The organism is Pseudoduganella lurida (genome assembly GCF_007830455.1).
GTDB lineage: Bacteria > Pseudomonadota > Gammaproteobacteria > Burkholderiales > Burkholderiaceae_D > Rugamonas > Rugamonas lurida.
The window spans coordinates 59,143-78,505 of record NZ_VLLB01000013.1; the positions used below are offsets into that span (position 1 = coordinate 59,143).

Genomic DNA, 19,363 nt, shown 5'->3' on the forward strand with positions numbered 1-19,363 from the left:
GATTCGCCGGGGATCAGAACGACTGGCCGGCGCCGGCGCGAGCGCCGTTCAGGAAGCCCTGGTAGGCAGGCACCGCAACGGCCGCCATGATGCCCACCACGAAGATGACCGGCAGGATCCAGGCCAGTACCATCACGCCGCGGCTGTTCGGGCCGGGCGGCAGGCCATAGCTGTTGGCGCCCTCGTCGCCGCGGGCGAACAGCAGCCACAGGCCGGCAAGCACGTTCACCAGCGGGATGAACAGCAGCAGGCCGAACCAGGCACCGCGGTCCAGGTCCTGCAGGCGGCGGCGTGCCAGCACGAACGTCACCACCAGCGACAGGATCGTATAGATCCAGAACATCAGGCCGGCACCGCCCTGCAGGGCACCGAGCAGCGCGCCCAGCGCCAGCAGCAGCAGGCCGCCGCCGAGCGAGTAGGCCAGGTAGCGCAGGCGTCCGATCCGGCCATCGATGGCGAACACGGTGGGTTCCTGGGTGGCGGACAGGGGGCTGTCGAACGCGGCATCTGGCGGGCTGTAAGGGTTGGTCACGGCGGCTTCTCCTGGGGTCGGTGGATGGTCATGATGAATAAGGCATCAACTGGCCATCATGGCATATCTTTCTTGCTAGAAATCTCTCGAATCGTCACAGGCAGGGCAATTTATGGGCCCGAAAGTGAGGCCTGCCGAACACAACAGTACAAAAATGGGTGACTTCATGTCCTGGACGGCATAGAATTTTGCCACGAGGAAACACGCACTCCGGTGCTCCCTAACCGAAAGGCGTCATCGTGTCCTTCAACGACATCGCGCACTGGCGCACCCAGATCTTCAATCCCCTGCTGACCATCGTGGTCGTCCTCGGCACCGCGGTCGCCCTGCCCAGCATCGCGCTGACGCTGGCGGCCGGCCGCTGGAACATCGCGCTGGTCGATGCGATCGCGTATGCCTGGCTGCTGGGCGTCTGGCGCGCCCGCGGCCTGGACTACCGCACCCGCGTGCTGCACTTCCTGGGCATCCTGTTCTTCGTCGGCGTGGCGATGATGCTCTCGCTCGGTCCGATCAGCCAGGTCTACCTGCTGGCACCGCCGATCCTGGCCGCCGTCCTGCTGGGCAAGCGCCCGGCGCTGGCGGCCCTGGCGCTGACCGGCGCCACCATCCTCGGGCTGGCCCTTTCCGGCCACGCGCGCCTGTACGTGGGCCAGCATGGCGAGCAGGAGCTGCTGCCGACGATCGTCATCGTGATGAACTACCTGTGCATCGGCCTGCTGCTGACGCTCACCTCCAGTGCCCTGCTGCAGAAGCTGGCCAGTTCCATGCAGGAGCTGCGCACCTTCGCCGATTCGCTGGAACAGGGCCGCAACGACCTGCAGGCCGCGAACGGCGAACTGCGCCTGGCCGCCGCCGCCGTGGCCTCGCTGAACGACATGGTGGTGATTGCCCGCGCCGTGCACGCGCCGGGCGCCGAACAGCCGATCTCGTTCGTCAACGATGCGCTGCTGCGCCGCACCGGCTACGCGCGCGAGGATCTGATCGGCCAGAGCATGCGCATGCTGCACGGCCCCGGTACCGATGCGGCCGAAGTGCAGCGCCTGATCGATGCGATGGCGCGCGGCCAGACGGCGAAAACGGAAATCCTCAACTACACGCGCAGCCGGGAAGCCTACTGGATCGAAGTGGAGATGGTGCCTTTCGCGGACGAGGCGGGCAACTACACGCACTGGGTGCTGGTGGGCCGGGACGTGACGGAACGCCGCAGGGCGGCCGATGCGATCCACCGCCTGGCATTCTACGACGTGCTGACCGGCCTGCCGAACCGCCGCCTGCTGATGGACCGCCTTGAGGGGCACCTGGCTAAAGCGGCCGCGGGTTACTCCGCCGTGATGTTCATCGACCTCGACAACTTCAAGTTCGTCAACGACGCGCGCGGCCATGCGGTGGGCGACGAGATGCTGCGCGGCGCGGCCGGCCGGCTGATCCAGCTGGTGCGCCCCGGCGACACGGTGGCCCGCGTGGGGGGCGACGAATTCGTGGTGCTGCTGGCGGACCTAGGCAATGTCGAGGAAGAAGCCACGCGCAAGGCGCTGGCGATGGCCGAACGCCTGCGCGCCGCGCTGACGCAGGACTTCGAGATCGGCGGCCAGGTCTACCTGTCGTCCGCCAGCATCGGCGTGGCGGTGCTGCCGCGTACCGGCCAGACCGTCGACGACCTGCTGCGCGAGGCGGACATCGCCATGTACCGCGCCAAGGCCAACGGCCGCAACGGCGTGGCGCTGTTCGAGGACACGATGCGCCGCGAGGTGGAGAACCGCCTGGCGCTGGAACGCGAGCTGGCGCACGCGCTGGAGAACGGCGAGCTGCAGATGCACGTGCAGCTGCAGGTCGACCACGAAGCGCGGCCGGCCGGCGCCGAACTGCTGATGCGCTGGAAGCGCGCGGACGGCACGCAGGTGCCGCCGGATGTATTCATCCCCATCGCCGAAGCCACGGGCCTCATCATTCCGCTGGGCCGCTTCGCGCTGCGCCAGGCGTGCCTGACCTGGCTGCGCCTGGCGGAACGGGGCCGCGCGCTGCCGCTGTCGGTCAATGTCAGCCCTTCGCAGTTCCGCCAGCCGGACTTCGTGGCGCAGGTACGGGCGATCCTGGAGGAGACGGGCGCCCCCGCCTCGCAGCTGATCTTCGAGGTCACGGAGGGCCTGCTGATCGAGAACCTGGACGACACGATCGCCCGCATGCACGAACTGGCGCAGCTGGGCATCCGCTTCTCGATCGACGATTTCGGCACCGGCTATTCCAGCCTCGCCTACCTGCGGCGCATGCCGCTGTACGAGCTGAAGATCGACCGCAGCTTCATCAACGACACGCCGGGCGACGCCAACGGCACCGCCATCGTGCAGTCGATCCTGGCGATGGCCGCGCACCTGGGCCTGCGCGTGGTGGCCGAAGGGGTCGAGACGCACGACCAGGCCGCGTTCCTGGCCTCGCACGGCGGTCCGGGCATGCAGGGCTACCTGTTCGCCCGGCCGATGCCGCTGGGCGACATGCTGGCACTGCTGGAGCGCAACACCGCGGTACCGGCGCTGCCGGCCTAGCGCAGGCCGCTGGCCAGCCGCGGCGACGACAGCAGCTGCCGGAACGCGGCCCAGCGCTGGGCCCGCGCTGCCTTCGGATCGGTGGCGGTGACGTGCCGCTCGACCCAGGCCTTCACCAGGTCCTTGCCCAGGTTGTAGTTGATGACATAGCCGCGCAGCGACTCGTAGAACTGCACGCGCTGGCTCGCCTTCTCCGGCGGGTACAGGGCCACGTTGACCAGCCATTCGATCGCCTGCTCGCGCGTGTACCTGCCCGATGCGCGGCCTTCCAGGAACTGCATGGCGTTGTCGTTGTCGGCATAGCTCAGCTGCGCCAGCAGCTTCTGCAGCGCGGCGTAGCGGCCGGCCAGCTGCGGATCGAGGCCGGCCAGCGGATACAGCACGTCGCGCTCGAACGCCACCCGCTCTTCGTCCGGAAATGCCATCTCGATGCCGTAGTTGGCGCTGCCCTCGGCCACCAGCGACATCGGCGAGTACAGCGGATACACGCTGAACTCCACCCATTTCTTCTCGTTGACCAGGTGCTGCTCGAGCAGTGCGTTGTACACGTGGTGGCCCGGGTAGCCCTCGTGGCAGCCCAGGTCCACGGCGCGCTCGATGTAGATCGGGAATTCGGTATTGATCTGGATGAGGCTGTGCGCATCCCCCTTGTACCAGTTGTAGCCGGACCAGGGCTTGCCGGTGACGAATTCGAGCTGGAAGCTTTCCTTCGCCGGCAGCGCCATCTCCTTTGCCGTGCGGGCGCGGCAGGCCGCGATGGCCGCATCGAACACGGGTTTCAGCCGGTCTTTCGGAATCACGAACTGGGCGCGGAAGGCCTGCACCCGCTGTGGCAGCGGGCCGTCGCCGGGGACCAGCTGGTCGATCTTGGCCAGCAGCGCCTCGTAGTAGGCGCGGTCGTGGTGCGGCGTGACGGCGTCGTACAGCAGCGCCGTCTCCTCGTCGAAGGCAAAGGTCTTCCCGCCCAGCATGTCGATCTTCGCCACCATCGCGGCCAGCTGCTTGCGCAGGAAGACGATGCGCAGTTCGTCGTCTTCGCTGGCGCCGCGCTTGCCCTGCAGGTCGGCGGTGGCCCGCACGGCATCCTGGCGGATCGCGGCCAGCGGGCGCCTGGCCTTCTCCGCCTGCTGCTGCAGCGCGGGCGGTCCGTAATAGGCGTCCACGTAGCTGGCGTCGTGCACGCCGACCGCCAGCACCAGCTGCCGGTAGCGCTCCGCCACGTCCTGCACCGAGGCGGCCAGCGCGGACGTCATCATCCCCGCCGCCAGCACGGTTGCCAATCCCTTCGCCAATCCTGCCACCCGCTTGCTCATCACCGCTCCCGTCCGTTGAAACGGGTCAGTGTAGTGGCGGAACGGGCTCCTTGCAATCGGCGGGGTCGCGGGTGATCATGCGCGCCGGGTAGGCCACGTCGATGCCGTGTTCGGCCAGGCCGCGCAGCACGCCCAGCAGCACCGCCTGGTTGGTGTCCATGAAGACAAAGTAGTCGGCCGTCTTGATCCAGTACACGACTTCGTATTCGACGGCCCATTCGCCCAGGTTGCGCAGGTGCGCGCGCTCGAACGAGGCCGTCTCTTCCAGCTTCTCGATGATGTCCTTCACCATGGCGGGCACCTGCGCCAGCTTGTCCGGCGGGGTGCCGTAGCGCACCCGGATGATGAAGGCGGCGCGGCGCGTGAACATGCGCGTCTGGTTGCCGATGCGCGCCTTGAGGATGTCGCCGTTCGAGAAGATGATCTGGTCGCCGCCCAGGCCGCGCAGGCGCGTGGTCTTCAGGCCGATGTATTCGACGGTGCCCAGCTGCTCGCCGACGATGATGAAGTCGCCCACCACGAAGGGCTTGTCCAGCACGATCGACAGCGAGGCCAGCAGGTCGCCCAGGATGTTCTGGACGGCCAGCGCCACGGCGATGCCGCCGATGCCCAGGCTGGCCACCAGCGTGGTGATGTTGAACCCCAGGTTATCCAGGATCATCAGCGTGAACATCACCCACACGATCAGCCGCAGGATGAAGTCGATGATGGCCGTCGATGCGGCGCTGGCCACGCTGTCGCTGCCGCCGATGGCGGCCTGCCGGTAGCGGGCCCGCCACACGCGCACCGCCGTGTCGCCCCAGATCGCGACCTGCAGCAGCATCGTCGTGACGGCAGCGCGCCACAAGGTCACTTCGTACTTGCGCGGGAATTCCAGCATCAGCGAACCGAGATACAGCGCCAGGATCACGATGAACAGGCTGTACGTGTTGCGCAGCATGCGCAGGAACCAGTCGTCGACGCGGGTCTCGGTGCGGTCGGCCACTGCCGCCAGCCGGTGCACGAGGAAGGTGCGCAGCACGATCAGCAGTACGGCGGCCGCAAACGCCACGGCCAGCGCGGTCGCCCATTCCTGGATCGGATTTCCCAACAAAACATAACGCATGTACAACCTCCTTGGCAGGCGCAGTGTACCGAAGGGCCGGGCGGTGCCGCGCACAGGTGTACCGCAGGGCCCGCCAAGCTGCCCCCATGCACCGTAAACTGCGCAAAAAGACGCCATAAAGTCGTCATCTTGCAGTGATCATGTAGCCGTGCGCACAGACCGGTCGGCAAGAAGGCGACAGAGTTTTGATTTTTTCGCCATACTTTCCGCTCGTTCGACTAGCTCTCCGACAATATGAAAAAAGATGACGCATCTCAGCCGGTAGATCAGTACGCAGCGCAGCACGTCGCTGGGCGCCCGGAGATCGAGCTATGGGGCGGACTGGAAGGCACGGTCAACCGCGTACGCGATCAGTATTTCAGTCAGATGGACCAGAACGGCCACGGCAAGCGGCTCAGCGACCTGGATCGCTTCGCGGCCCTCGGCATCAAGGCAATCCGCTACCCCGTCCTGTGGGAGCTCACGGCGCCCGACGGGCTGGCCACTGCGGACTGGTCCTGGGCGGACGAACGCCTGCCCGCGCTGCGCGACCTGGGCGTCAACCCGATCGTCGGCCTGGTGCACCACGGCAGCGGCCCGCGCGATACCAGCCTGGTGGACCCGGAATTCGGTCCGCGGCTGGCCGAATACGCCGGCGCCGTGGCGCAGCGCTTCCCCTGGGTGGAGTACTACACCCCCGTCAACGAACCCTGTACGACCGCCCGCTTTGCCGGCCTGTATGGCCTGTGGTACCCGCACGGCCGCAGCGACCTGGTGTTCCTGCAGGCGCTGATCAACCAGTGCAAGGGCGTGGTGCTGTCGATGCGCGCGATCCGGGAAGTGAACCCGAACGCGAAGCTGGTGCAGACGGACGACCTGGGCAAGACCTACAGCACGCCGGAGCTGGCCGAATGGGCGGACTTCTACAACGAGCGGCGCTGGCTGGCCTGGGATCTGCTGTGCGGCACGATCGACGAAGAGCACGCGCTGTGGAAGTACTTCATCAAGAGCGGCATCCCCGCCGAAGACGTGCTGTGGTTCCGCGACAATCCCTGCCCGCCGGACGTGGTGGGCGTGAACTACTACATCACCAGCGAGCGCTGGCTCGATCACCGGGGCGACCGTTACCCGGCCCAGTACGTGGGCCCGCACGGCTTCGCCGATATCGAGACGGCGCGCGCCCTGGCGACACCGACGCCCGGCATCGGCCCGCTGCTGGAGGAAACCTGGGAACGCTACAACCTGCCGATCGCCATCACCGAAGCGCACATCGATGCCAACCGCGAAGACCAGATGCGCTGGCTGCTGGAAGTGTGGAACGCGGCGCACGACGTGCGGAAGAAAGGCGCGGACATGCGCGCGGTGACCGTCTGGTCGCTGCTCGGCGCCTATGACTGGAACTGCCTGGTGACGGAATGCCGCGGCTACTACGAGAGCGGCGCGTACGACCTGCGTTCGCCCGAGCCGCGCCCGACGGCCCTGACGCGCCTGATGCGCGAGCTGTCCTGCGGCCGCGCGCCATCGTCGCCGGTCCTGCAGGGCATCGGCTGGTGGCGCCGGCCAGGCCGCTTCCTGTGCCCGCCGGTTGCCACCAGCACTGCCGTGGCGGCCCTGCCGGCCGAACGCGCCGGCGCGCATCCGGTGCAGCCGATCCTGATCATCGGCGCCACCGGCACGCTGGGCAGCGCCTTCGCGCGCATCTGCGAGGAACGCAACCTGGCCTACCGCGTGCTGACGCGCCAGGACATGGACATGTGCGATCCGCAGTCCGTGGAAGCGGCCGTGGAGCGCTACCAGCCATGGGCCATCGTCAACGCCGGCGGCTACGTGCGCGTGCATGACGCGGAACGCGAAAGCGACCGCTGCCTGCGCGAGAACGCCCACGGCCCGGTGGTGCTGGCGAACGCCTGCGCGCGCCACGAGATCCGCCTGCTGACCTTCTCCAGCGACCTGGTGTTCGACGGCAGCAAGGGCAGCGCCTACGTGGAGAGCGATCCTGTCGCGCCGCTGAACGTGTACGGCCAGAGCAAGGCCGAAGCGGAACGCCGCGTGCTGGCCGTGAACCCCGACGCGCTGATGATCCGCACCAGCGCGTTCTTCGGCCCGTGGGACCGCCACAACTTCGTGACGCTGGCACTCCAGTCGCTGCAGGAAGGCCGGCCGGTCACGGCGGCGAGCGACCTGATCGTCTCGCCGACGTACGTGCCGGACCTGGTGCAGACCTGCCTGGACATGCTGATCGACGAGGAGCGCGGCATCTGGCACCTGTCGAACGGCGAAGGCGTGTCGTGGGCCGAACTGGCGCGCCGCGCCTGTGTGCTGGCGGGGCTGGACGAGAGCCTCGTCGACGCGCAGCCGGCCGTGGCGCTGGCAGGCCAGGCACCGCAGCCGCGCTACTCGGCGCTGGGCACGGAACGGGGCAACCTGATGCCGTCGCTGGACGATGCGCTGGGCCGCTACCTGCAGGCCGTGAAGGAAGTGCAGCGCGAAGGCGATACGCACGTGGGGGCCGCGCAGGCGGCGCATTACGGCAGCAGCTGACGATCGGCGCGTGAAGAAACGAAAGGGGAACCGCCGCCGGTTCCCCTTTTTTGTGCCCTCTTCGTTATGGCTGCGGCGACACGGGTGCCATCGGGCACAGCATGTAGGGCATCGGCTCTGCACCGATCCAGGCATTGCGCGTGATGCAGGCTTCCTGCCGCATGCGCAGGCCATACCTGGCCAGCACGGTGTCGGCGCGGGCGCGGATGTCCGCGTTTTCGGCCGCCAGGTCGCGCCGGTATTTCGGCTGCAGTTCAAGCGTGCAGGCCTTGCCAGGCGGGGTCGCCGCAGCCGGTGCTAGCTGCACGCGCAGCCTGACCTTGCGCGTGATCTTGTGCAGCCGTGCGCACGACCGAGCGTCGTCCATCAGCCCGAGCATGTCGGCCCAGCGGATACGCTGTGCCAGCCGGCTTTCCTCGTAATTTTTCGCGCCCTGCATCAGGATGTAATGCGGCCCGCTGCGCTCGCCGAGCGCAGCGCGGATACGCGCGCGCCACGCGTCGGACGCCGGGAAGCCGTCGCCAACGGAGGCAAAGCGGATCGGGCGCGGGAAGAATTCCACCATCCAGCCCGATGGCGGGTGCACCAGCGCGGTGACGATCACGGTCTGCTCCGGCCGCGCGAACGCGGGCACGTCGGCATGGAAGCTGCGGCTCGCCCACGGCGTGTGGCCCCAGGTCCCGAACGGGAACACGGTCAGCGCACACACGGTGAGCAGCCAGCCGGCCGCGCGCCGTGCACGCGCCTGGGCGAACAGTGCATGCAGCAGGATCCACGCTACCAACGGTGCCAGCAGCTCGACCGGTACCAGGTAGCGGTGGATGCCGAACAGCTTCATCCAGGCCAGGAAGGCCACCACGAAGAACACCACGAGGAAGCGTTCGCGCCCGGCCGGCACGCCGCTGCGCCGCATCAGCAGCCGCACCAGCAGCACCACGCACAGCACGTAGACGACCGGCCAGATCAGCTGCCGGAACACCAGTTCGGAAACGCGCTCGAACTGCGCCGTGAACACCAGCGGCCAGGCCAGCGCCTCCCAGATGCTGCGCGGCAGATGATCGTTGTCGATGACGCCGATCTGCGCGGCCAGCGGGCTGCGGAACAGGTTGTTAAATTGCGGGAACAGGGGATTGCCGAACAGCTGCCACATCTTCAGGAACCACCAGCCCGCGGTGACGGCCATCCCGGCCAGCACGCCGACGCCGAAGCCGAACGCCAGACGCAGGCGTAGCCACCAGGCTCCGGGCACCACCAGCAGCGCGACGCACAGGCCGATGGCATGGGTGGCATTGGTCAGCTTCAGGCCTGTGCCGAGGCCCATCAGCAGGCCAGCAACAAGCGCGATCCCTACCCCGCGTGCGGCGGGCAGCGCTTCCCAGCGGTGCATCAGCAGCCATACGGCGCCCAGCACGAACAGGGACGTGAGATTGTCGCCCATCGAATTGCCCAGTTCGGACAGGAAGCCCACGCCGCAGATGCCGCACAGCGCCAGCAGCAGCGGCACGCGGCAGCGGTCCGCTGCCGGCAGGTGCGGCAGTGCGGCCCGCCCGATCGCCAGGAGCAGCACGAAGTTCAGGCCGTGCAGCGCCCCCATGATGAAGCCTGTCACCGGGCCCGGCAGCGCCTGCACCAGCAGGTAGTACAGCATGTCCAGCGTGGGGTTGAAGTAGCCCTGGAACTGCCCTGGCGCCAAGTCGAAGCCGAGCCGGCCATGCAGCGCCGCGAACGGCGCGTACAGATGGTAGTTCTTCATGTCCCACCCGTCGTCCTGCCCCAGCAGCACGGACAGCAGGCCGAACACGAAGGGGACGAGCCAGGCCGCCTTGCGCAGCGCGCCGGCCGAATTTAGGGACGCGCTGCGGCGCTCGTACCAGGCCTCCAGCCTGGCCAGCAGCGACGCGCCCATCATGCCGCCGCGCTGTGGCGCGGGGCCGCCGGTACCGCCGTGGCGGCCATCGGCACGGACAGGTAGGCAAACCTCTTCTGCTCGATGCGCGACTTCGTTACGGCATCGAGGATGATGCCGCAGGCAAGCAGGATCATCCCGAACAGCATCAGCGCCGTGCACAGCACCGCCGTCGGCAGGCGCGGCACCAGGCCGGTAGCGAGCCAGGTCATCACCAGCGGCACGGCCAGCCCGAACGAGGCGAGCGCGCAGACCAGGAAGCCCAGCGAATAGAACGCCAGCGGGCGCTCCGACTTGAACAGGCGCAGGATCGTCAGCAGGATGCGTGCGCCGTCGCGGTATGTGGACAGCTTGCTGAACGAGCCTTCCGGACGCGACTTGTATTCCGTCTGCACTTCAGCCACCGGCATGCGCAGCCCCAGCGCGTGCACCGTCAGTTCCGTTTCGATCTCGAAGCCGGTGGAATGCGCCGCGAACGACTTGACGTAGCGGCGCGAGAACACGCGGTAGCCGGACAGGATGTCGCTGAAGGTGCGGCCGAACAGCGCGGACACGCAGCCCGTCAGCAGCCGGTTGCCGAAGCGGTGGCCGAAGCGGTAGGCTGCTTCCTCCTGCGTGACGCGGCTGCCCACCAGCATGTCGATGCCCTCGGCCAGCAGCTTCTCCACCATGCGCGGCGCGGCGCTGGCGTCATAGGTATCGTCGCCATCGACCATGACATAGGCATCCGCTTCCACGTCGGCGAACATGCGGCGCACCACGCTGCCCTTGCCCTGTGCCGGCACGTGGTGGACGGTGGCGCCGGCGGCACGCGCCACCCGCGCCGTGTCGTCGGTCGAGTTGTTGTCGAAGACATGGATGCGGGCGGCAGGCAGGACGGCACGGAAGTCGCGCACGATCGCGGCAATCGTGGTGGCCTCGTTATAGCAGGGCACCAGCACGGCAATGCGCGCGTGGGAAAGGTCGGTCATGACAGGCGGGCTGATGGACAAACCGCCATTATAGTTTCGTCCACTGGCCAGGCATAGCTTCATACCGCCTTCAGCGGCATGCGGCCTGCTTGGCATGGTACTGGCACCGCAATATTGGCAGGGGGACCTGGCCGCCGGCGCCGCAGCCAATCAGCTGGCGGCGCGCAAGTGCCTGGCCAGGTCGGCGATGCGGTAGGGCTTGCCGACCAGGGGGAACTCGTGCGGATCGACGGGCTCGCCCTGCAGCACCCCCTGCGGGTAGCCGGAGGCGATGATGATCTTCACCGCCGGCCAGCGCTGGCGCACCGTGCGCGCCAGGTCCACGCCCGTCATCCCGTTCGGCATCATCAGGTCCGTGAACACCACGTCCACGTCCGCGTGCCGTTCCAGCATCTGCAGGGCCGCCACGGCATCGGGCGCCGTCAGTACCTGGTAGCCCATGGTCTCGAACAGGTCGCTGGCCACGGCCATCACCAGCTGGTCGTCTTCCACGATCAGCACGCGCTCCGGCCGCGCCGTGCTGACTTCTTCCGAGGGTGCCGCGTCGGTGGCCGGCAGGTACACGCTGATGGCCGTGCCCTGGCCCGGCACCGTGTCGATGCGCACGTCGCCGCCGGACTGCGTGATGAAGCCGTACACCTGCGACAGCCCCAGGCCCGTGCCCTTGCCCACCGGCTTGGTGGTGAAGAACGGCTCGAATGCGCGCGCCACCACGTCCGGCGGCATGCCGGTGCCGGTATCGCGCACCGTCACGCGCACGTAGTCGCCGGCCGGCAGCGTGCCCACTTCCCGTTCCGCCAGCCGCACATTGCGTGTCTCGAGGCGCAGCGACCCGCCATTCGGCATCGCGTCGCGCGCGTTGACGACGAGGTTCAGCACCGTGGCCTCGAAGCGTGCCTCGTCGACGACGATGTTGGCCAGCCGCGGCGCCAGGTCGAACTCGAACGACACCTGCGGCCCGCTGGCGCGGCGCAGCACGGGCTCGAAGCTGCCGATCAGCGCATTGGCCTGGTGGGTGGCCGCTTCCAGCGGCTGCTGCCGCGCGAACGACAGCAGCTGCTGCGTGAGCATCGCGCCCCGCTCCACGGCGCGGCGCATGCTGTCGAGCACGCGCATTGCCGGCCCTTGCGGCTGCTGCGCGTTCAGGATGTCCACGCCGGAGGACAGCACGGCCAGCAGATTGTTGAAGTCATGCGCGATGCCGCCCGTGAGCTGGCCGATTGCTTCCATCTTCTGCGCCTGGAACAGCGCGTTGCGGGCCTGCTCGAGCGACTCGGCGGCAGCGCGCTGCTCGGTGATGTCGCGGGTGATCTTGGCGAAGCCGATCAGCTCCCCTGCCTCGTCGCGGATGGCGTCGATCACGGCATGCGCGAAGAAGCGGCTGCCGTCGCGGCGCAACCGCCAGCCCTCGCTTTCGAAGCGGCCTTCGCGGGCAGCCGTCTCCAGCGCGCGTTCCGGCACGCCGGATTCGCGGTCCTCGTCCAGGAAGAAGCGGCGGTAATGGGTGCCCACCACCTCCTCCTGCGAGAAGCCCTTGATGCGCTGCGCGCCGATATTCCAGTTGGTGATCTCGCCCAGCGGCGACAGCATGTACAGCGCGTAGTCGGTCACGCCCTGCACCAGCAGGCGGAAATGCTGCTCGCTCTGGCGCAGCGCCTCCTGTGCGGCGCGGCGCTCGGTGATGTCGCGCGTGATCTTGGCAAAGCCCAGCAGCGTGCCGTCCGGCTGGCGGATCGGGTCGAGCACGACGCTGGCCCAGAAGCGGGTACCATCGTTGCGCACGCGCCAGCCTTCGCCTTCGAAGCGGCCTTCGTTGCGCGCGGTGGCCAGCGCCTTTTCGGGCAGGCCGGCGGCGCGGTCCTCCTCCGTGTAGAAGCGCGAGAAGTGCGCGCCCATGATCTCGTGCGCCTTGTAGCCCTTGAAGCGCTCGGCGCCCGTGTTCCAGCTGCTGACATGGCCGTCCGTGTCCAGCATGTAGATTGCATAGTCACTGATGCTGGCAACGAGCAGCTCGTAACGCTGCTGGAAGTCCGGCAGGGCCGGCTTCTCCGGAGGCGGCGCGACGGGAAGTGACATTGGAGTCATCGTGTTCCGCTTTGGACGAATGGACCCAGATTGTAACGCCATCCGTGCGTTGTCATCTAACACTCGCGCGTACCATCGGGTCTGTCTTGGACAGGAGTTTATTGATGTGGCGATTGATCTACAGGGCCTGCGTGCTGGGCGGCCTTGCCGCCGCCCCGGTGGTGCAGGCACAGGAAGCGGCTTCCGGGCCGATGCAAAGCGTGGCGGTGACGTCCACCCGCGACCCGGTCGACAAGTCGTACCGCCGCATGCTGCGCGGCATGGACCGCTTCGCGCGCCAGCAGCCCGCACTCGCACCGGGGGCCACCCTGCGCTTCCGGCTGCTGCCCCGCCTGGACACGACGCGCATGGACGGCATCGACCTGAAAGTGGTGGGCGACAGCGTGGCGTTGCCCGTGCCGGTGGCGCCGGACCACAGCTTCACGCTGGAACGTAACGACCAGGCGGGGCGCGAGGATGCGGCGCTGGTGGCAAACCGCCGCACCACCAGCATGACGTGGCGCGCGGACGTGCGCAGCCCCGGCGTACCGGACGGCATGCGGCGCCTGGGCGACCTGCGGCTGGAGTGCCTCGTTGGCGTGGAGGCGGGCCTGGTATCGAACAACGCGCATCTGTTCGCGTGGCTGGGCGACCTGCTGACGAACCCCGACAAGGTGTGCGCCGACCCGGACGGCCGCTACCTGTTCTTCACCGAGCGGCCCGTGTTCGCCATCACGCTGCACCGCCCGGGCGCGCCGGAAGGCACGCCGGCGCCGCTGCACGCGCTGTACGCGGGCGGCACCGTGAAGCCGGCCGACCTGCCCTTCTGCGACTGCCAGGTGCTGCTGGACCGGAGCTACTATGCGCCGGTCTGGGACGGCGCGTGGCCGGACGACACGCTGCTCTCCTTCGAGTACATGGACGATCCCGCGCCGCCCGATGCCCCGGCCGTTCCCGGCATCGCTGCCGGCCAGTCGCGCGAGGAAGTGCGCGTGGTGCTGGGTGCCGGCAGCGTCGTCGCCTTCCGCGATGGCCGCGAGGCGTGGCTGTATCCGCGCGCGGACGACCGCAAGGCGGCAGGCAAGCCGGAATACCTGGTGCTGTTCGATGCGGAAGGCCGCGTCCTGAAGAGCCGCCTGCGCCCGCGCTGACGCCTCAGGGCGCGCGCTGCGCACTGATCGGCAGGCGGCGCAGGTCGTCCAGCACGGGCACGATGGCCAGCAGCACGAGCAGCAGCGCCAGCGGCACCACGGCCGCATAACCCAGCCGCGCGAAGCCGATGGCGCCGGCCACTCCACCCGTGAAGAAGCCCAGCGCCAGCACCACGAGCAGCCGCAGCCGCGCGCGGTTGGCCGCCACCGGCGGCATGCCGGCGCCATTCGGGTACAGCGCGCGGCCCAGTTCGATGCCGATGTCCGTCATCACGCCCGTCATGTGGGTGGTGCGGATTTCCGCATTGGAGAGCTTGGTGATCACGGCGTTCTGCAGGCCCATCATGAAACACAGCAGCATGACGGTGACCGGCACGATCAGCACATGCAGGGCTGCCAGCCGAGCGCCCAGCACCCCGAACGACAGCATCAGCACCGCCTCGACCAGCAACGGCAGCGCATACACGCTGTGCAGCGCGCGCCGGCGGCCGAAATTTACCAGCAGCGCGCAGCACGCCGCGCCGCCGACGAAGGCCGCCAGCGCACCCAGCCCGGCGGCGGCCAGATCGATGGCGCCCAGCGCCACGTCGTCCGCCATGCCCGCCACGATGCCCGTCATGTGGGAGGTATAGCGCTGCACGGCCACGAAGCCGCCCGCATTGGCCGCCCCGGCGACAAAGGCCAGCACGGCCCCCAGGTGCCGGTTGCCGCCGGGTTCGCGCCGGCTGCCGGTCAGGCGGCGTGCGTAGTTGATGGGCATGGCAGCTCCAGGTCGCAAAATCCCAAAGTACACCGGCCACCGTGGGACGGTCAACGGCCGGGCTGTGCGGCAGCTGATGCGTTATCGGTCCGCGTCCAATGCAAACGACTAGGCAAACCCGCAACTTGGCTGCTATAATTGCGCGCCTTGGCCTGGTAGCTCAGTTGGTAGAGCAGAGGATTGAAAATCCTTGTGTCGGTGGTTCGATTCCGCCCCGGGCCACCAAGAACAGTGTCGAACAAAACGCCAACCCATGCAGGTTGGCGTTTTTGTTTGTGCCGCTGTTTTCTTGCTCCACGTGACGACTGCAGGCGGCCATGACTGCAACACCCTGGCCGATACCCGGGATGCATGTGACGCAGTGGTCGAATGATATATTATTGACAAGCTCAGCGCCTCCCATGTTTATCGGCCAGATTTGCAACGGGCCCTGATTCCGTCAACATTCAGACCAAGCGACCCGATCCCATGAAGACCTTCATCGCCTCCCTCCTCGCCCTCTGTTCCGCAACGGCGTTTTCGGCCGAACCAGCGCTGCTGGAAGACGCGCTGTCCTGCAAGCTCAAGGACAATCAGGTGGCTTCCCTCATGCGCGAGCTCGCCACGCGGCAGCCAGCCTTCGCGAAGCCGGCCACGCAATACGGCGCGCCTGCGGCCGACGTCTACCAGTTGAACAAACCAGCCTCCGCATTGGGTTACTCGTCGGCCGAAATTGTCGTCACGCCCGGGCGGATCCTACTGGCTGTTCCAGCCGAATCGGTTGCCAAGGCGATTGCCAAACTCAAGCTGGAAGAAGATTCATATGGCCCGGCCAGCCGGCTGGTACGTCCCACCGTCAGCATCGTCGCATTCCAGCTCACGCATAAATCCCTTCAAAACAAGTTGCTGGTGGGCTGCGAGTATGCCAGCGCTGATGCGGCGGCGTGGATCGGGCAATAAAGCTTTTTAAAGGGAAGCATTGAACCTTTTAAGCGAAGCAATGCCTTCGTAAAATTTTTATTGCCCAGTCGATATATTTCCAATAGAATTGCTTTGTTACAAAAATCTTAACTCCATTAGAGAGTGCGGGCTCGTTCCTTCAGCCGCTAACAATCCACCACTAGGGCAACAAAAATGAAAGTATTTCCGCTCGTCGCAATTGCGGCCGCGTTTCTCGTTACCGGATGCGCCTCGGTCAACATGGCATCGAAAGAAGAATCCGCCAAGGCAAAGCAGTTCGCCGCGCCCGCCACGAATAATGCTGGCCTGTACGTCTACCGTAACAGCTCGTTCGGCGGTGCCCTGAAAAAGGATATCTGGATCGACGGCAAATGCCTTGGCGAAAGCGCGCCGCATGTATTCTTCTTCACCGAGGTCGAAGGCGGCAAAACTGTCAAACTCTCGACCGAGTCGGAGTTCTCTCCGAATGACCTGAGTCTGACTGTCGATGGGGGTAAAAATTATTTTGTCCGCCAATATATCAAGATGGGCGTATTCGTCGGTGGCGCGGGCGTGGAACAGGTTTCCGAGCAACAGGGCATGACCGATATCGCCAAGCTTGAATTGGCCACCGCTGGCACTTGCAGCGGCGCTCGGTAATTACCACCCCTCGGTAGATGCACGCCGAAATAAAACGCCGACCTCCATGGGTCGGCGTTTTTGTTTCGAAAGGCTATCGCGCTGGCTGGTCTATCGGGATCATCCCGATCGTCCCCAGCCACGTCTCCACCAGCGCCGGCCATTTCGTGATCGGAAACTTCGTCGGTCGCAGCCCGAATGCATGTCCGCCCTGGGCATACAGGTGCATCTCGACCGGCACGCCCGCTTTCTTCAGCGCGGCGTGATACAGCAGTGAAAATTCGACCGGGTCCACCGGATCGTCCTGCGCATGGACCAGGAACGTTGGTGGCGTCTTGCCGGTCACGCGGAGGGTGGGATTCAGCCGTGACAGGTCTTCCTTGTAGTTGACCGACATGTGCCCCGGATAGAGCGCCACGGCGAAATCGGGGCGGCAGCTTTGCCTGTCCGCCGCGTCGACCGGCGCATAGATGCGCTTCTGGTGCGTGCTGACGGCCGCAACCAGATGGCCGCCCGCCGAGAAGCCCAGCACGCCGACCTTCTTCGGATCGATGCCCCACTCGGCGGCGCGATGGCGCAGCAGGCCCATGGCGCGCTGGGCATCCTGCAGCGCGGTATGCACCCTGGGGATGACGCGCCGGTCGAGCACCGGATCCCAGTGCGGCCCCGATCCCGGCACGCGGTACTTCAGCAGCACGCACGTCACACCGATCGAGGTGAGCCAATCGCACACCTCCGTGCCCTCCAGGTCCATTGCCAGACCCCGATAGCCACCGCCCGGAAAAACGATCACGGCAGCACCCGTGTTGCCGCTCGCAGGCGGGTAGACCGTCATCGTTGGGCGCGTGACATGCTGCACTTCCAGCCACGGCCTGCCGGCGACCGGGCGGTCATCGCGCAGCGTGACGTCGTCTTCCGGGCCCGTGACGCTCTTCGCATCCGGTATGGCGCCGGGCCAGAGAGGCAGTTGGCGGTGGCCGTCGGCGGGCTGCCACGGAGCCGCAGGCACGCTGCTGCAGGAAATGGCAAGGACGAGTGCGAGAAGAGATTTCAAGGCGTCTTCCAAGAGTCGGGGTTGAACGAATTCACAGCGGACGGCGATCGACTCTATCCCACGTAGCAGGAAAAATCGGTGTCACGGTGACGAACCTGCCCAGCCGAGGGACGGGCCAGGGTGGCCTAACGAACAATCTTCATTAGTGAAATAGTTTATACTGAATATATTACTGCTGAGAAATGTCCTCGCTTCTTCCAGCCACGCCAGCCCGTCGTCGTCCTGCGACGACCCTCATGGGTGCCGCGTCCCTGCCCTCTAGCGCAAACCATTTTTCGGAAAGGTACTCAACATGGTTTCGACCACCCTCCCCGCGGCTTCCACGGCGCCGCCCGATACGAAGGAAAGCCGCTTTGTCTTCAAGGTTGCCATTGCCGCCACCATGGGCGCCCTGGCGTTCGGCTACGACACAGGTGTCATCTCGGGCGCCCTGCCCTTCATGTCCGCGCCGCCGGAAACCGGCGGTCTCGGCCTGAATCCGCTGACCGAAGGCCTCGTCACTTCCGCCCTCGTCTTCGGTGCCGCCTTCGGTTCGCTCATGGCCGGCACGCTGTCGGACAAGTACGGCCGCCGTACCACGCTGCTGGGCCTGTCGCTCGTGTTCCTGATCGGCGTGCTGGGCACCACGTTCGCCCCGTCGGTGGCGATGATGGTCGTGATGCGCTTCGTGCTGGGCCTGGCCGTGGGCGGCGCCTCGGCCACGGTGCCCGTCTTCATCGCCGAGATGGCCGGGCCCAGCCGGCGCGCCCGGCTCGTCAGCCAGAACGAGCTGATGATCGTCAGCGGCCAGCTCATCGCCTACATCCTCAATGCGGCGCTGGCGCACTTCTCCGGGTCACCCCACGTGTGGCGCTACATGCTGGCGATTGCCGCGGTGCCGGCCGTCCTGCTGGGACTGGGCATGCTGCTGGTACCCGCCTCGCCGCGCTGGCTGGCCAGCAAGAACCGCATGCGCGAGGCCCGCGCGGTGCTGGAGAAAATCCGCTCGAGCGACCGGCAGGTCGAGAAGGAACTGGCCGAGATGGTCCAGCTGAACAAGATCGAGCACGAGCAGGCCGGCTGGTCCGCCGTGCTCGGCACGCCATGGATCAGGAAGCTGCTGTGGATCGGCGTGGGCCTGGGCTTCGTGGCCCAGTTCACCGGCGTGAACGCCTTCATGTACTTCACGCCGATCATCCTGACCTCGACCGGTCTCGGCACGAATGCCGCGCTCACCGCCACCATCGGCAACGGCGTGGTGGCCGTCATCGCCACCTTCATCGGCATCTGGCTGATCGGAAAGCTGGGACGGCGCCAGATGCTGCTGTCCGGTCTCGGCTTCGTGATCGCCTCGCAGGCCGCGCTGGGCGCCGTGCTGCTGTTCATGTCGGACGGGCTGCTGAAAAGCTATGCCGCGCTGGCCTGCATCCTGTGCTTCCTGCTGTTCATGCAGATGCTGATCTCGCCGGTGTACTGGCTGCTGATGTCGGAACTGTTCCCGATGCACCTGCGCGGCGTGCTGACCGGCACCGCGGTGGCCTGCCAGTGGGTCTTCAACGGCCTGGTTGCGCTGCTGTTCCCCCTGGCGATGGCGCAGTTCGGCAGCGCCACGTTCTTCATCTTCGCCGGCATCAATGTGCTGTCGCTGATCTTCGTCGCCACGTGCCTGCCGGAGACCAAGGGCCGTTCGCTGGAGGGGCTGGAAAAGTATCTGGAGAAGGAACTGCGGGCCTGAGGTAAAGTCGGGCGCATGACAAAAATGCGCAAGAAGTCCGAGCTGCCGTCGAAGCCCTGTGCCCACTGCCTGCTGCCTTTCACGTGGCGCAAGAAGTGGGAGCGGGATTGGGAACAGGTCAAATACTGCTCGGAACGCTGCCGCCGCGCTGCCAGGCCGGCGGCAGCGGATTGAGC

15 protein-coding genes and 1 tRNA gene are annotated in these 19,363 nt (G+C 66.8%); 8 read left to right on the forward strand and 8 right to left on the reverse strand.

Annotation, left to right across the window (positions count from 1 at the left end; genetic code table 11):
- Positions 1-13: 13 nt before the first annotated feature.
- Positions 14-532 carry a DUF805 domain-containing protein gene (locus IP91_RS24460; protein WP_158643200.1) on the reverse strand — a complete coding sequence of 173 codons (519 nt, stop codon included), beginning with the start codon at positions 530-532 and terminating at the stop codon, positions 14-16.
- Positions 533-771: 239 nt separating this feature from the next.
- Here IP91_RS24460 and IP91_RS24465 point away from each other — a divergent pair, with 239 nt between their 5' ends.
- A complete protein-coding gene (locus IP91_RS24465) occupies positions 772-3,072 on the forward strand; it encodes a putative bifunctional diguanylate cyclase/phosphodiesterase (RefSeq protein ID WP_229474936.1) in 2,301 nt (766 codons plus the stop codon).
- Here the strand turns inward: IP91_RS24465 and IP91_RS24470 are convergent.
- Both IP91_RS24470 and IP91_RS24475 read right to left on the reverse strand, forming a co-directional pair.
- Positions 3,069-4,385 carry a hypothetical protein gene (locus IP91_RS24470; RefSeq protein ID WP_145652969.1) on the reverse strand — a complete coding sequence of 439 codons (1,317 nt, stop codon included), beginning with the start codon at positions 4,383-4,385 and terminating at the stop codon, positions 3,069-3,071. The two genes, IP91_RS24465 and IP91_RS24470, sit on opposite strands and share 4 nt — an antisense overlap.
- Before the next feature lie 25 nt (positions 4,386-4,410).
- On the reverse strand, positions 4,411-5,490 hold the full coding sequence (locus IP91_RS24475; RefSeq protein WP_158643201.1) for a mechanosensitive ion channel family protein: 1,080 nt from the start codon (positions 5,488-5,490) through the stop codon (positions 4,411-4,413).
- Positions 5,491-5,856: 366 nt separating this feature from the next.
- Here IP91_RS24475 and IP91_RS24480 point away from each other — a divergent pair, with 366 nt between their 5' ends.
- Positions 5,857-8,010 (forward strand): sugar nucleotide-binding protein, encoded by a 2,154-nt coding sequence (locus IP91_RS24480; protein WP_145652973.1) that lies wholly within the window; start codon positions 5,857-5,859, stop codon positions 8,008-8,010.
- Positions 8,011-8,074: 64 nt separating this feature from the next.
- Here the strand turns inward: IP91_RS24480 and IP91_RS24485 are convergent, their stop codons facing one another.
- The 3 genes from IP91_RS24485 to IP91_RS24495 form a co-directional block, all read right to left on the reverse strand.
- Positions 8,075-9,919 carry a glycosyltransferase 87 family protein gene (locus IP91_RS24485; RefSeq protein WP_145652975.1) on the reverse strand — a complete coding sequence of 615 codons (1,845 nt, stop codon included), beginning with the start codon at positions 9,917-9,919 and terminating at the stop codon, positions 8,075-8,077.
- Positions 9,916-10,887: a glycosyltransferase family 2 protein gene (locus IP91_RS24490; RefSeq protein WP_145652977.1), complete on the reverse strand. Its 972-nt coding sequence runs from the start codon at positions 10,885-10,887 to the stop codon at positions 9,916-9,918. The genes IP91_RS24485 and IP91_RS24490 overlap by 4 nt, the downstream gene beginning before the upstream one ends.
- Before the next feature lie 150 nt (positions 10,888-11,037).
- On the reverse strand, positions 11,038-12,963 hold the full coding sequence (locus tag IP91_RS24495) for a hybrid sensor histidine kinase/response regulator (protein WP_145652979.1): 1,926 nt from the start codon (positions 12,961-12,963) through the stop codon (positions 11,038-11,040).
- 113 nt (positions 12,964-13,076) lie between these two features.
- On the opposite strand from IP91_RS24495, the gene IP91_RS24500 reads away from it, so the two are divergent.
- The gene (locus IP91_RS24500; protein WP_229474938.1) at positions 13,077-14,102 is read left to right on the forward strand and encodes a hypothetical protein; all 1,026 of its coding nucleotides are present in this window, start codon (positions 13,077-13,079) and stop codon (positions 14,100-14,102) included.
- A 4-nt stretch (positions 14,103-14,106) separates the two neighbouring features.
- Here the strand turns inward: IP91_RS24500 and IP91_RS24505 are convergent, their stop codons facing one another.
- Positions 14,107-14,862 (reverse strand): YoaK family protein, encoded by a 756-nt coding sequence (locus IP91_RS24505; RefSeq protein ID WP_145652981.1) that lies wholly within the window; start codon positions 14,860-14,862, stop codon positions 14,107-14,109.
- A 149-nt stretch (positions 14,863-15,011) separates the two neighbouring features.
- On the opposite strand from IP91_RS24505, the gene IP91_RS24510 reads away from it, so the two are divergent.
- From IP91_RS24510 to IP91_RS24520, 3 genes are all read left to right on the forward strand, one after another.
- Positions 15,012-15,087, forward strand: a tRNA-Phe gene (locus tag IP91_RS24510).
- A 243-nt stretch (positions 15,088-15,330) separates the two neighbouring features.
- Entirely contained in the window at positions 15,331-15,801 is a 471-nt protein-coding gene (locus tag IP91_RS24515) for a hypothetical protein (protein ID WP_145652983.1), read from the forward strand.
- 174 nt (positions 15,802-15,975) lie between these two features.
- Positions 15,976-16,440 carry a DUF2846 domain-containing protein gene (locus IP91_RS24520; protein WP_145652985.1) on the forward strand — a complete coding sequence of 155 codons (465 nt, stop codon included), beginning with the start codon at positions 15,976-15,978 and terminating at the stop codon, positions 16,438-16,440.
- Positions 16,441-16,513: 73 nt separating this feature from the next.
- Here the strand turns inward: IP91_RS24520 and IP91_RS24525 are convergent, their stop codons facing one another.
- On the reverse strand, positions 16,514-17,473 hold the full coding sequence (locus tag IP91_RS24525) for an alpha/beta hydrolase (RefSeq protein WP_145652987.1): 960 nt from the start codon (positions 17,471-17,473) through the stop codon (positions 16,514-16,516).
- 292 nt (positions 17,474-17,765) lie between these two features.
- Between IP91_RS24525 and IP91_RS24530 the strand changes: the two genes are divergently transcribed.
- Together IP91_RS24530 and IP91_RS24535 are read left to right on the forward strand one after the other, a co-directional pair.
- On the forward strand, positions 17,766-19,187 hold the full coding sequence (locus IP91_RS24530) for a sugar porter family MFS transporter (RefSeq protein ID WP_145652989.1): 1,422 nt from the start codon (positions 17,766-17,768) through the stop codon (positions 19,185-19,187).
- 24 nt (positions 19,188-19,211) lie between these two features.
- Entirely contained in the window at positions 19,212-19,361 is a 150-nt protein-coding gene (locus IP91_RS24535; protein ID WP_199754752.1) for a DUF2256 domain-containing protein, read from the forward strand.
- Positions 19,362-19,363 lie beyond the last annotated feature (2 nt).